General features: G+C 66.2%; 9 protein-coding genes. 4 read left to right on the forward strand and 5 right to left on the reverse strand.

Annotated elements, in window-relative coordinates; genetic code table 11:
- Positions 1-94: 94 nt before the first annotated feature.
- Together gltB and GPL20_RS06310 are read left to right on the forward strand one after the other, a co-directional pair.
- Positions 95-4,828 carry a glutamate synthase large subunit gene (gene gltB, locus GPL20_RS06305; protein ID WP_157328731.1) on the forward strand — a complete coding sequence of 1,578 codons (4,734 nt, stop codon included), beginning with the start codon at positions 95-97 and terminating at the stop codon, positions 4,826-4,828.
- Positions 4,829-4,984: 156 nt separating this feature from the next.
- The gene (locus GPL20_RS06310) at positions 4,985-6,436 is read left to right on the forward strand and encodes a glutamate synthase subunit beta (protein WP_157328732.1); all 1,452 of its coding nucleotides are present in this window, start codon (positions 4,985-4,987) and stop codon (positions 6,434-6,436) included.
- A gap of 172 nt (positions 6,437-6,608) precedes the next feature.
- On the opposite strand, the gene GPL20_RS06315 is transcribed toward GPL20_RS06310, so the two are convergent.
- Positions 6,609-8,363: an outer membrane beta-barrel protein gene (locus GPL20_RS06315; protein WP_347340021.1), complete on the reverse strand. Its 1,755-nt coding sequence runs from the start codon at positions 8,361-8,363 to the stop codon at positions 6,609-6,611.
- Between the two features lie 194 nt (positions 8,364-8,557).
- Here GPL20_RS06315 and GPL20_RS06320 point away from each other — a divergent pair, with 194 nt between their 5' ends.
- Complete coding sequence (locus GPL20_RS06320) at positions 8,558-9,565, forward strand: KpsF/GutQ family sugar-phosphate isomerase (RefSeq protein ID WP_167532915.1); 1,008 nt, start codon at positions 8,558-8,560, stop codon at positions 9,563-9,565.
- A 246-nt stretch (positions 9,566-9,811) separates the two neighbouring features.
- Here GPL20_RS06320 and GPL20_RS06325 read toward each other — a convergent pair whose 3' ends face one another.
- Positions 9,812-10,369, reverse strand: a complete 558-nt coding sequence (locus GPL20_RS06325; protein ID WP_157328734.1) for a carboxymuconolactone decarboxylase family protein — start codon at positions 10,367-10,369, stop codon at positions 9,812-9,814.
- A gap of 134 nt (positions 10,370-10,503) precedes the next feature.
- Here GPL20_RS06325 and GPL20_RS06330 point away from each other — a divergent pair, with 134 nt between their 5' ends.
- Complete coding sequence (locus GPL20_RS06330; RefSeq protein ID WP_246250121.1) at positions 10,504-10,779, forward strand: winged helix-turn-helix transcriptional regulator; 276 nt, start codon at positions 10,504-10,506, stop codon at positions 10,777-10,779.
- 120 nt (positions 10,780-10,899) lie between these two features.
- Here GPL20_RS06330 and GPL20_RS06335 read toward each other — a convergent pair whose 3' ends face one another.
- The 3 genes from GPL20_RS06335 to GPL20_RS06345 all read right to left on the reverse strand — a co-directional run bounded on the left by GPL20_RS06335 (position 10,900) and on the right by GPL20_RS06345 (position 13,728).
- Positions 10,900-11,343, reverse strand: coding sequence for an NfeD family protein (locus GPL20_RS06335; protein ID WP_157328736.1), 444 nt, complete (start codon positions 11,341-11,343; stop codon positions 10,900-10,902).
- A 79-nt stretch (positions 11,344-11,422) separates the two neighbouring features.
- Complete coding sequence (locus GPL20_RS06340) at positions 11,423-12,418, reverse strand: SPFH domain-containing protein (protein ID WP_157328737.1); 996 nt, start codon at positions 12,416-12,418, stop codon at positions 11,423-11,425.
- A gap of 332 nt (positions 12,419-12,750) precedes the next feature.
- Positions 12,751-13,728: an ABC transporter substrate-binding protein gene (locus GPL20_RS06345; protein WP_157328873.1), complete on the reverse strand. Its 978-nt coding sequence runs from the start codon at positions 13,726-13,728 to the stop codon at positions 12,751-12,753.

Here is a 13,728-nt window from a genome sequence, read left to right on the forward strand (position 1 = left end):
GACGAGCGGTGACCCAGAGGCGGGTGCCGCGGAACGCCCAAGGTGCGCCGAAGATGGCGGTGAGACAGCTTGCCGCACGGAGAGGACAGGAACAATGAACGGGTCGCAATTCGAGCGCGCAAACATCGTGGCAGAAGAGCTGTCGGCGACGGTCGCCTCGAAAACGACCGATCCGATTCAGGAGCACAATTCGCGCCCCGAAGCCGAAGGCCTCTACGATCCGAGCCTGGAAAAGGATTCCTGCGGCGTTGGCTTCATCGCCAACATCAAGGGCAAGAAGTCGCACGAGATCGTCTCGGATGCGCTGAGCATCCTGTGCAACCTCGAGCACCGCGGCGCGGTCGGCGCCGACCCACGCGCTGGCGACGGCGCCGGCATCCTGGTGCAGATCCCGCACGCCTTCTTCAGCCGCAAGGCCAAGGAGCTCGGCTTCGCGCTGCCCAATCCCGGCGAATACGCCATCGGTGCGCTGTTCCTGCCGCGCGACACCGCCTGGCGCAACGTCATCAAGAGCATCATCGCCGACCAGATCAAGGAAGAGGGCCTGACCCTGCTCGGCTGGCGCGACGTGCCGACCGACAATTCCTCGCTCGGCGTCACCGTGAAGCCGACCGAGCCCGCCTGCATGCAGGTGTTCATCGGCCGCAACGGCATCGCCAAGACCGAGGACGAGTTCGAGCGCCGGCTCTACATCCTGCGCAAGTCGATCTCGCAGGCGATCTACCAGCGCCGCGACCGCGGCCTTGCGGGCTATTACCCGTGCTCGATGTCGTGCCGCACCGTGATCTACAAGGGCATGTTCCTCGCCGACCAGCTCGGCAAGTACTATCCCGACCTGCACGAGAAGGATTTCGAGAGCGCGCTCGCACTCGTTCACCAGCGCTTCTCGACCAACACCTTCCCGGCCTGGTCGCTGGCGCATCCCTACCGCATGATCGCGCATAACGGCGAGATCAACACGCTGCGCGGCAACACCAACTGGATGGCGGCGCGCCAGGCCTCGGTGAGCTCGGAGCTCTACGGCAAGGACATCAACCGGCTCTGGCCGATCTCCTACGAAGGCCAGTCGGACACCGCCTGCTTCGACAACGCGCTCGAATTCCTGGTGCAGGGCGGCTACTCGCTGCCGCACGCCGTGATGATGATGATTCCGGAGGCGTGGGCCGGCAACCCGCTGATGGATGAGAAGCGCCGCGCCTTCTACGAATATCACGCCGCGCTGATGGAGCCGTGGGACGGCCCCGCCGCGATCGCCTTCACCGACGGCCGCCAGATCGGCGCCACGCTCGACCGCAACGGCCTGCGGCCGGCGCGCTATCTCGTGACCAAGGACGACCGCATCGTGATGGCGTCCGAGATGGGCGTGCTGACGATCCCCGAGGACCAGATCATCACCAAGTGGCGGCTGCAGCCCGGCAAGATGCTGCTGGTCGACCTCGAACAGGGCCGCCTGATCCCCGACGACGAGATCAAGGCCGAGCTCGCCAAGAGCCATCCGTACAAGGAGTGGCTGGAGCGGACCCAGATCGTGCTGGAAGAGCTGCCGAAGGTTGCGACCACCGGCGTGCGCTCCAATCTGTCGCTGCTCGATCGCCAGCAGGCGTTCGGCTACAGCCAGGAAGACATCACCATCCTGATGACGCCGATGGCGGCCACGGGCGAGGAAGCCGCGGGCTCGATGGGCAACGACACGCCGATCTCGGCGCTCTCGGACAGGGCCAAGCCGCTGTTCACCTACTTCAAGCAGAACTTCGCGCAGGTCACCAACCCGCCGATCGACCCGATCCGCGAGGAGCTGGTGATGAGCCTCGTCTCGATCATCGGGCCGCGGCCAAACCTGTTCGACCTCCAGGGGCTTGCCACCACCAAGCGCCTCGAAGTGCGCCAGCCGATCCTGACCGATGCGGACCTGGAAAAGATCCGCTCGATCTCCGACGTGGCCGACTCGCACTTCAAGTCGCGCACGCTGGACACCACCTTCCACGCCGGTCTCGGTGCGGCCGGCATGGACCAGGTGCTGGATGAGCTCTGCGCGCGCGCGGAAAGCGCCGTGCGCGAGGGCGTCAACATCATCATCCTGTCCGACCGGATGGTCGGCACCGACCGGGTGCCGATCCCGTCGTTGCTGGCCTGCGCCGCCGTGCATCACCACCTGATCCGCACCGGCCTGCGCACCTCGGTCGGCCTCGTCGTCGAATCCGGCGAGCCGCGCGAAGTGCATCACTTCGCCTGCCTTGCCGGCTACGGCGCCGAAGCGATCAATCCCTATCTCGCGTTCGAGACCATCATCGCGATGAAGGACCGCCTGCCCGGCTCGCTCGACGACTACGAGATCGTCAAGCGCTACATCAAGTCGATCGGCAAGGGCCTGCTCAAGGTGATGTCCAAGATGGGCATCTCGACCTACCAGTCCTATTGCGGCGCGCAGATCTTCGACGCCGTCGGCCTCAAGGCCGACTTCGTCGGAAAATTCTTCGCCGGCACGCACACCCGCGTCGAGGGCGTCGGTCTTGGCGAGATCGCGGAAGAGGCGGTGCGCCGCCATGCCGACGCGTTCGGCGAGGCGCAGGTCTACAAGAGCGCGCTCGATGTCGGCGGCGAATATGCCTATCGCAGCCGCGGCGAGGACCATGCCTGGACCGCCGAGTCGGTCGGGCTGCTCCAGCACGCCGCGCGCGGCAATTCGCAGGAGCGTTACCGCGCCTTCGCAAAAATCCTCAACGAGCAGTCTGAGCGTCTGCTGACGTTGCGCGGCCTGTTCCGGATCAAGAACGCCGAGGAAGAGAAGCGCAAGCCGGTGCCGCTCGACCAGGTCGAGCCGGCCAAGGACATCGTCAGGCGTTTCGCCACCGGCGCGATGAGCTTCGGCTCGATCTCGCGCGAGGCGCACACCACGCTCGCGATCGCCATGAACCGGATCGGCGGCAAGTCGAACACCGGTGAAGGCGGCGAGGAAGCCGACCGCTTCAAGCCGATGCCGAACGGCGATTCCATGCGCTCGGCGATCAAGCAGGTCGCCTCGGGCCGCTTCGGCGTCACCACGGAGTATCTCGTCAACTCCGACATGATGCAGATCAAGATGGCGCAGGGTGCCAAGCCCGGCGAAGGCGGCCAGCTGCCCGGCCACAAGGTCGACGCGACCATCGCCAAGGTCCGGCACTCGACGCCGGGCGTCGGCCTGATCTCGCCGCCGCCGCACCACGACATCTACTCGATCGAGGATCTGGCGCAGCTCATCTACGACCTCAAGAACGTCAACCCGACGGGCGACGTCTCGGTCAAGCTGGTCTCCGAGATCGGCGTCGGCACAGTCGCCGCGGGCGTCGCCAAGGCGCGCGCCGACCATGTCACCATCGCGGGCTTCGAGGGCGGCACCGGCGCTTCGCCGCTGACCTCGATCAAGCACGCCGGCTCGCCGTGGGAGATCGGCCTCGCCGAGACCCATCAGACGCTGGTGCGCGAGCGGCTGCGCAGCCGCATCGTGGTCCAGGTCGACGGCGGCTTCCGCACCGGACGTGACGTCGTGATCGGTGCGCTGCTCGGGGCCGACGAGTTCGGCTTCGCCACCGCGCCCTTGATCGCGGCCGGCTGCATCATGATGCGCAAGTGCCATCTCAACACCTGTCCGGTCGGCGTCGCGACCCAGGACCCCGTCCTGCGCAAGCGCTTCACCGGTCAGCCCGAGCACGTCATCAACTACTTCTTCTTCGTCGCCGAGGAAGTGCGCGAGATCATGGCCTCGCTCGGCTTCCGCACCTTCAACGAGATGGTCGGCCAGGTTCAGCTGCTCGACCAGACCAGGCTGGTCGCGCACTGGAAGGCCAAGGGCCTCGACTTCTCCAAGCTGTTCGTCAAGCAGAAGGAAGAGAAGGGCCAGAAGATCTATCACTCCGAGCGCCAGAACCATCATCTGGAGGCGGTGCTCGACCGCACGCTGATCGAGAAGGCGACGCCTGCGCTCGACCGCGGTGCGCCGGTGAAGATCGAGGCCGCGATCAACAGCACCAACCGCTCCGCCGGCGCGATGCTGTCGGGCGCCGTCGCCAAGATCTACGGCCATGCCGGCCTGCCGCATGACACGATCCATGTCAGCCTCAAGGGCACCGCTGGCCAGGCCTTCGGCGCCTGGCTTGCCCACGGCGTCACCTTCGAGCTCGAGGGTGAAGGCAACGACTATGTCGGCAAGGGCCTGTCGGGCGGCAAGATCATCGTCAAGCCGCCGAAGAACGCCGGCATCGTGCCGGAAGAGAGCATCATCGTCGGCAACACCGTGATGTACGGCGCGATCGAGGGCGAGTGCTATTTCCGCGGCATCGCCGGCGAACGTTTTGCCGTGCGCAACTCGGGCGCCGTCGCGGTGGTCGAGGGCGCGGGCGACCATTGCTGCGAATACATGACCGGCGGCATCGTGGTCGTGCTCGGCAAGACCGGGCGCAATTTCGCGGCCGGCATGTCCGGCGGCATCGCCTACGTGCTCGACGAGACCGGTGACTTCGACAGGCTGTGCAATCTGTCGATGGTCGAGCTCGAGCCGGTGCTGTCGGAAGAGCTGATCAACGCCGGCACCTACAACCACTCCGGTGACCTCGAGGCGCATGGCCGGGTCGACGTCTTCAAGAACCTGCTCGACTCCGACGTCGAGCGGCTGCACGTCCTGATCACGCGCCACGCCAAGGCGACCGGCTCCAAGCGCGCCGCCGACATCCTTGCCAACTGGAAGGAATGGCTGCCCAAATTCCGCAAGGTGATGCCGGTCGAGTACCGGCGCGCGCTGCGCGAAATGGCCGCCAACGCGGACGCCGAGCCGAAAATCGCGATCGGGGCGTAGGCAATAAGCCCTCATGGTGAGGAGCGCGAAGCGCGTCTCGAACCATGAGGTCATCATCAGGGCCTTTCATCCTTCGAGACGCGGCGCAAAGGGGCGCCGCTCCTCAGGATGAGGGGCGAGAGAACAAACGACTAAGCGGCAGGGACTACGGGTTTAATGGGCAAGATCACGGGATTTCTCGAAATCGAACGGCATGACCGCAAGTACACCCCGGTCGCCGAGCGCTTGAAGCATTTCGGCGAGTTCGTCGTTCCCCTCTCCGAGAAGGAGACGCGCGACCAGGCCGCGCGCTGCATGAACTGCGGCATTCCCTATTGCCACGGCACCGGCTCGGTCGCGCCGGGCACGCCGGGCTGCCCGGTCAACAACCAGATCCCCGACTTCAACGACCTCGTCTATCAGGGCAACTGGGAAGAGGCCTCGCGCAACCTGCACTCGACCAACAACTTCCCGGAGTTCACCGGCCGCATCTGCCCCGCGCCCTGTGAAGCCTCCTGCACGCTCAACATCGACGACAACCCGGTCACCATCAAGACCATCGAATGCGCGATCGTCGACCGCGCCTGGGACAATGGCTGGCTGAAGCCGGAAGTGGCGGCCGTGAAGACCGGCAAGAAGGTGGCCGTGATCGGATCGGGTCCCGCCGGCATGGCCTGCGCGCAGCAGCTCGCTCGCGCCGGCCACGACGTGCACCTGTTCGAGAAGTATGCCAAGGCCGGCGGCCTGCTGCGCTACGGCATTCCCGACTTCAAGATGGAGAAGGGCATCATCGACCGCCGCGTCAAGCAGATGGAAGGCGAAGGCGTCACCTTCCACTACAACAGCCATGTCGGGGCCGACGGCAATGTCGATCCGCGCGAAATGCTCAACGAGTACGACGCCGTGGCGCTGACCGGCGGCGCGGAAGCCCCGCGCGACCTGCCGATCCCCGGCCGCGACCTCGCCGGCATCCACTACGCCATGGACTTCTTGCCGCAGCAGAACCGCCGCGTCTCCGAGGAGCCGCTCGGCGGCGTGCAGGAGATCCTGGCCGGCGGCAAGCACGTCGTCGTCATCGGCGGCGGCGACACCGGAAGTGACTGCATCGGCACCTCGCTGCGCCAGGGCGCGCTGTCGGTGACCCAGCTCGAGATCATGCCCGCTCCGCCCGAGCGCGAGAACAAGGGCCTGACCTGGCCGAACTGGCCGCTGAAGATGCGCACCTCGTCCAGCCAAGCCGAAGGCGCAGTCCGCGAATTCGCCGTGCTGACGCAGAAGTTCACCGGCGAGAACGGCAAGGTCAAGAAGCTGCACTGCGTGCGCGTCGACGACAAGTTCAAGCCGATTGCCGGCACCGAGTTCGAGCTCGATGCCGAGCTCGTCCTGCTCGCGATGGGCTTCGTCCACCCCGTGCACGAGGGCCTCTTGAAGCTGCTCTCGGTCGAGCTCGACCCGCGCGGCAACGTCAAGGCCAACACGCTCGACTACCAGACCTCGCGCCCGAACGTGTTCACGGCCGGCGACATGCGCCGCGGCCAGTCGCTGGTGGTCTGGGCCATCCGCGAGGGCCGGCTGTGCGCAAGGTCGATCGATACGTTCCTGATGGGGAAGACGGATCTGCCGCGGTAAGCGGTCATTCCGGGGCGCGCGAAGCGCGAGCCCGGAATCCATTCACCCACGACCCCTTAGGCCCGATGGATTCCGGGTTCGCGCCAAGTGGCGCGCCCCGGAATGACGAGCGGAGAGAGCCGCGTTCTCGCGCGCCATCTCACTCTAGCTAGACGCGTGCCTACAGGCGGAATCAATTCTGCAACCTCACCCCCAGCATCACCACCGTCCCCTGCGAGCTTGACCCCGCCTGGTTCGAATCCAGGATGTCGTGGCGGAGCGTGCCCTTGATCCAGACGTTGCGGTTGAGCTTGTAGATCAGATTGCTTTCGAGCGAGTAGGTCTTGTCGTTGCGGTTCTGGCCCTGATAGTCGTAGGTGCCGTAGGTGAACTTGCCGACCGCGGTGAGCCAGCGTCGGAAGTCGTGATCGACTTCGGCGGCATAGGTGCGCACCAGCACGCCGGATGAACCGGGAATCGTGGTCTCGGCGATCTGCGTGTCGGTGAAGAACTTCACCGTGGTGAGACCGCTCGCGTTCCAGATCAGCGATCCCGTGGTGAGGAAGCCCGCGAGCTGGCTGAGGCGCGGATCGACATAGTTGCGCGCGGAATAGCCGACCGAGATTTCGCCAGTGAGGATGCGCGAGAACTCGAAGGACGAGCCGATCTTGGCGTAGCCACCGTTTGAATCGCGGAAGTAGCCGTTGCGGTCGGCGGGCTGGTCGTGCACGCGGGTGTCGCCCTGGATCTCGACGAACGGCTTCAGGCCCGGCTTGAGATCGTAGGAGAACCGCCCCACGCCGCCATACTGGTTGAAGTTGCGGTCGTCGTTGCTGGAGGTCGTGCCGTCGGTGAGCTTTGAATCCGTGTAGGCGGTGCGATCGACGGTGGCGCCGGCGGCGACCTGGAAGCGATTGAAGGTCTGGTCGAAGCCGACGGTCGTGCCATAGGTGGCGTAGACAGGATATTTCTGCAGGCCGGCCTGCACGTTCGGGCTGCCGGGATTGTCGGTGGCGAGCCGCAGGCGGAGCTGCGAGGTCAGCTTGAAATCGCGGGTGACGTCGACGCGGCCGTCGACATGGCCGGTGAAATCGGGGCGGTCGACCTCGACCGGCGCCGGCGAGGCCAAACCGTTGATGGTTGCCGGCATGTTGTTGGTGTAGCCGGAGAACGAGCCGCGCAAATCGGCGACCAGCGCATGGCGCTCCCAGTCGGACATCACGAGAAGGTCGGGCGCGACCACATAGGCCGGCGAGCCGACCGGCTTGTTGAGGCGCGCCGGATTGGAGTCGTAGCCGGCGGAGAGCTCGAGCCCGCCCTTGATCAGGAAGCTGCCGGCATAGTCGCCCACCGCCCCGAACGGATCCTCATCGAGCCTGAGGCGGCGGCGCAGCGGCTGGCCCGGCACGTTGCCGGCCATCGCCGGCGGCACCGGTACCCTGTGCGCGGTCTCGGACGGCGGCGGCGCGATGCGCGGCGGACCGAGCGTCCGCTCCGGCGTTGCCGGCGGCACCGGCGAACCAGGCCCCACCGGGCGCTTCGGCTTCGGCTGACCGGGATAGAGCTTTGGCTGCTGCCGCTTGCGGTTGAGCGAGTCGTAACCGGAGCTGCTCGCGCCGTTGGCGGCGCGCAGGCCGTAGGTCGGGACCTGATTGGCCGGGTTCTGGCCGACACGCGAGGTCGCCGGCGGCTGCTGGCGCCTGCGGGGATCGTTGGGATCGGGCAGCGCCGGCAGCGCGTCCGACGGCGCCTGCGGCACGCCGGCGGTGCGCCGCGTCGGCAGCGTGTCGGGCGAGGCAAAGCCGCCGCGGTTGGGATTGAAGAGGTCGGGCGTCAGGCTCTGGGCGGCTGCCGGCGCGCTCTCGAGGGCCGTCAGCACAAGGCACGGCAAAGCGGCGCGCAGGAGCTGCGCGCGTTTGCTCCGGCCCCTGCCTGGAGACGACCCCACGATGGAAGAACTCCAACGAAATCAATCACTTTCGCGATCGTCCCCACCGGGCGGCGGGAACTATCGTTAATGGAGTTAAAACAATTATGGTTAACGACGCGTTGAGGGGTCGGGGGCCCGCGTCGCCTCGCAGGCCGCGGCGTGCTAAGGAGGCCGCAACGGGCCGATCGTGCCCCTCCTCCCTGGACAGAAGCATGCCGAGTTCGAAACCGCTGATGACCCAATCATCCGGCTCCCCCCCCGCCAGCGTCGAATCCGCGCTCCGCACCCTGGAGACGGGAAGCGCGGGCATCAACGCACTCTCAGCGGCGCTGCGCGGCCCGTTAAGCGCGACCTTCGCGGCGGCCGTCGATCTGATCCGCCAGGCCAAGGGCCGCGTCGTCGTCACCGGGCTGGGCAAGTCCGGCCACATGGCGCGCAAGATCGCTGCGACGCTCGCCTCGACCGGCACGCCGGCCTTCTTCGTCCACGCTGCCGAAGCCGGCCATGGCGATCTCGGCATGATCACGCCCGACGACGTCATCATGGCGCTGTCCTGGTCCGGCGAGCAGCCGGAGATGAAGAACCTCGTCAACTATTCGGCGCGGTTTGCCATCCCGATGGTCGCGGTGACGTCGAACGCGGCGTCCTCGCTCGGGCAGGCCGCCGACATCGTGATCGAGCTGCCGAAGGCGCGGGAGGCCTGCCCGCACAATCTGGCGCCGACCACCTCGACGCTGATGCAGGCCGCGATCGGCGACGCCATCGCGATCGCGCTGCTCGAAGGCCGCGGCTTCACCGCGCTGGAGTTCGCGCATTTCCATCCCGGCGGCAAGCTGGGCGCGATGCTGAAATTCGTCCGCGACTACATGCGCACCGGCGCGGAGATTCCGGTCAAGCCGCTCGGCACCGAGATGTCGGAGGCCGTGGTCGAGATGTCGGCCAAGGGTCTCGGCTGCGTCTGCATCGTCGATGAGGCCGGCGGGATCGCGGGCATCATCACCGACGGCGATCTGCGCCGCCACATGCGGCCCGATCTCTTGACGGTGTCGGTCGACGAGATCATGACCCGGCAGCCGAAGACGGTGCCGCCCTCGATGCTCGCGACCGAGATGATAGAGGTGCTGAACACGCGCAAGATCACCACGCTGGTCGTGACCGAGGCGGGCAAGGTGGTGGGGATCGTGCATCTGCACGATCTGTTGCGGGCGGGCGTGGCGTAGGGCGCGCCTCTCTCCGCGTCGTCATTCCGGGGCGCGCCACTTGGCGCGAGCCCGGAATCCATTCATCTCAGAGGTTGCTGCACGATGGATTCCGGGTTCGCGCTGCGCGCGCCCCGGAATGACGGCGAGGGTGAGGCACGCATCCGCCTCATCATCGTCATTGCGAGCGCAGCGAAGCAATCCAGACTGCCTCCGCGGAGACAGTCTGGATTGCTTCGTCGCAAGAGCTCCTCGCAATGACGGCGGTTAGAGGGGCAGCGCAAACCGCGCCGCGTTCTCCTCCAGCGGCAGCCTCAGGCCGTTCGCCAGATACGACACGGTGCGATAGAAGCCGCACAACAGCATGATCTCCAGAATCTGCGCCGCGTCGTAATGCGCCGACAGCGCGGCGAACTCCTCGTCATTCAGCGTCGCGCGATGGTGCAGCGCGTCGACTGCCGTGATCAGTGCCTGCTCGGGCGGCGACCAGCACGGTGATGCCGCATCGCCCTGCACGGTGGCACGCACCTCCTCTTCCCTGAGTTTCGCAGGTCCCGCAAAGATCGCGACATGCACGCCCCATTCATATTCGCATTTGTTCAGCGCGCAGGTGCGGTCGATGACGATCTCGCGCTGGCGCAACGAGAGCGGGCCGGGATCGAGCAGGCCGCCGGCGCGGAACTTGTCCCAGGCGCGGCTGTGGCCCGCCATCACGCGGAACAGCACCAGCGGCGGCGCGCCGCGCATGATGCGGTCGAACTGCGCCTGGATCTCCGGGGGATAAGGCGGATCGAGCGGCGCGATACGCGGCATCGGCTGGGACATGGGCCGTCTCCGTTGCTACAATTACCGTAGCACAATGCTACATAATCTGTAGCACGACGCAAGGGGCGACGATGCCGAAACAGACCGCTTCCAGGTCGCGCAGCGTGCGCGGTTCGCGCACGGGACGGCCGATCATGGCGCTGCTCGACCTGCTCGGCCGGCGCTGGAGCCTGCGGATCCTGTGGGAATTGCGCGACGGCGCCCTCACCTCGCGCGGCTTGCGCACGGCTTGTGACGAAGCCTCGCCGACCGTGCTGCAAGCGCGGCTGGGCGAGTTGCGGGAGGCGGGGTTCGTGGAGCTCGGCGACGGTGGAGGCTACAGCCTGACAGCGCTGGGGCGGGAATTGTGCGCGACGTTCATGCCGCTGCACAGATTTGCGGAGAGGTGGCGTGACAAAAGCGACGCCTAAGTATGGTGAGGCCGGTGAGGCCATCCCAACGAACTCGTCATTGCGAGCGCAGCGAAGCAATCCAGACTGCCGCTGCGGAGAGAGTCTGGATTGCTTCGCTGCGCTCGCAATGACGGCGACCTACGCCGCCGCCACCGTCAGATTGGCGCCGTCCACCCGCACCACCTTCACCCGCGTCCCGGCCGGCGTATCCGGGCCGGCGACACGCCAGACGGTGTCGCCGATGCGTACGGTGCCTGAGCCGTCGATGATCGGCTTCTCCAGCGTGAACTCGCGGCCGAGCAGAGCCTCGGTGCGCTTGTTGAGGAAGGGGCTGGCGCTCGCATCCTGCTTCGACCGGGCGAGGCGGCGCCACACCGGCACGGCGGCGGCGGCGAATACCGCGAACATCACGAGCTGAATCTGCCAGGACGGATGCAAGCCGAACGAGATCAGGCCCACCAGCAGCGCGGCGAGCCCGAGCCAGAACAGGAACACGCCTGGCGCCAGCACCTCGAGCGCCATCACGATGAAGCCGAAGATCAGCCAGTTCCAGGTGCCGAGCGATACGAATGTTTCGGTCATGACACGACCTCTTTGAAGTGGCGCATGCCCTTATCGGAAAACCTGTAGCCACTTTTCCGGGGCCTGCACATTGATCCCATCACTGCGGCGGCACGGACGGCGGCGTCGGGCCCGTCGACGGCACCGAGCCGCGGCGGGCGGCCGCCGCAGCGGAGGCCGCGCTCTCGCCGAACGTCGCCTTGGCGATCTCACCGATGCCGGCGAGCGAGCCCAGCATGCTCATCGCTTCGACCGGAAGCATGATCACCTTCTGGTTGGGCGAGTCGGCCAGCTGCCCGAACGCCTTGATATATTTGTCGGCGATAAAATAGTTCAACGCAGCGACGTCACCCTTGGAAATCGCTTCGCTGACCATCTGGGTCGCCTTGGCCTCGGCTTCCGCGGAACGCTCGCGCGCTTCGGCGTCGCGGAAGGCGGCTTCGCGGCGGCCCTCGGCCTGGAGGATCTGCCCCTGCTTGGCGCCCTCGGCGCGCAGGATTTCCGACTGGCGCTGGCCTTCGGCGGCGAGAATGTCGGCGCGCTTGACGCGCTCGGCTTTCATTTGCCGTCCCATGGCCTCGACGAGGTCGGCCGGCGGCACGATGTCCTTGATCTCGATGCGGTTGACCTTGACGCCCCAGGGCGAGACCGCGGCGTCGACGACGCGCAGCAGGCGCTCGTTGATCTCGTCGCGATGCGACAGCACCTGGTCGAGATCCATCGAGCCCATCACCGAGCGGATGTTGGTCATGGTCAGGACCGTGATCGCCTGGTTGAGGTTGGCGACCTCGTAGCTCGCCTTTGCGGCGTCGAACACCTGATAGAACGCGACGCCGTCAACCGTCACGGTGGCGTTGTCCTTGGTGATCACCTCCTGCTCGGGGATGTCGATCACCTGCTCCATCATGTTGATCTTGCGCCCGATGCGATCGAAATAGGGCACGATCAGATTGAGCCCGGGGTTCAAGGTCTGAGTGTATTTGCCGAACCGCTCGATGGTCCAGTCATAGCCCTGCGGCACCGTCTTCACGCCGGCCAGCAGGGTGACGATGACGAGCAACACCAGAACAATCGCGAAAATATCGAAACCGCTCATATTTCCTCCAAGGCGGGAAAATGCCCTTTCACGCGCTGTCATAGGTCGGGAACGCGACCTTAAGGGTTCAGCGGTCGCGATTCACGTCGGCATTGGCGCAATTCTGCACAAGACGCACGGAGAGGGAACGGTCACGATTAAGTATTTGCGAGGGTGCTCTTGAAAGCCGACCGGCGTGGACCTAAAGCGCGATGAGATTAGGATGAATCGTCATCGCACTTTAGGTTATTGTTTGAGCATGATCTTTTCGGAAAACCGCTACGCACTTTTCCGGATCATGCTTTAGCGGCGGACATTGACCCATCCGGCCATACCGGCCGCCAGGGATAACCCTATTCGATGACGTCGTTCGCGAGTGCGAGCAGGCTCGGGGACAGCGTGACGCCGATCGCCCTCGCCGTCTTCAGGTTTATCGCCAGCTCGAATTTGGTGGGATTCTGGACCGGCAGGTCAGCCGCCTGCGCGCCCCTGAGGATGCGGTCGATATAGGCGGCGGCGCGGCGCAGCTGCTCGGCGCTGTCAGTGCTGTAGGACATCAGCCCGCCCTCGTCGACGAAGGTGCGGCTCCAGAACACCGCGGGGACGCGCGCCTCCGCGATCGCTGCCAGCAGATGCGCGCGATTGGCCATGGTGAAGAAGTCGGGCAGCACCAGCAGGCCGCCGTCCTTGCGCGAGGCCAGCGCCGCGATCGAGGCGGCGTCGTTCACCGGCGCGGGCTCGACCGTCACGTGAAGCGTCCGCGCGGCGTCCTCGATGGTGTGCAGCATCAGGGGCGCGAACGGCGCGGTGGCGGGATTGTAGACGACGAAGACGCGGCGGACCGGCGGCGCGACCTGCGTCAGCATCTCCAGCCATTTTCCGGCCAGCGGCCCGTCGTAATCGGTGAAACCGGTGACGTTGCCACCGGGATGCGCGAGGTTCTGGACAAAGCCCTGGCTGACGGGATCGGTGACCACGGCGAACACGATCGGGATCGTCGCGGTGCGCTGGCGCAGCTCCTCCACCGAGGGGGTGCCGACGGCGAGCAGGATGTCGGGCTTGAGCGCGATCAATTCGTCCGCGAGCCGCGCGATCCGCGCCCGGTCGCCGGCGCCGCTGCGCCAGTCGATCCTGAGATTGTCGTGCTCCTTCCAGCCGTGGCCGGCGAGCGCCTCGACCAGGATGGCGCTGCGCGTCTGCCCGATCGCGTCATCGGCGGCCGTGACCGAAAGCACGCCGAGCCTGCGCGTCGCGTTCGGCTGTTGCGCCAGCGCCGAGGACGGCAGCGCGGTGATCGTCCCAAGAAGCGCCAGGAGTTCGCGGCGGTTCAT

It is taken from the genome of Bradyrhizobium cajani (genome assembly GCF_009759665.1).
Taxonomy (GTDB): Bacteria; Pseudomonadota; Alphaproteobacteria; order Rhizobiales; family Xanthobacteraceae; genus Bradyrhizobium; species Bradyrhizobium cajani.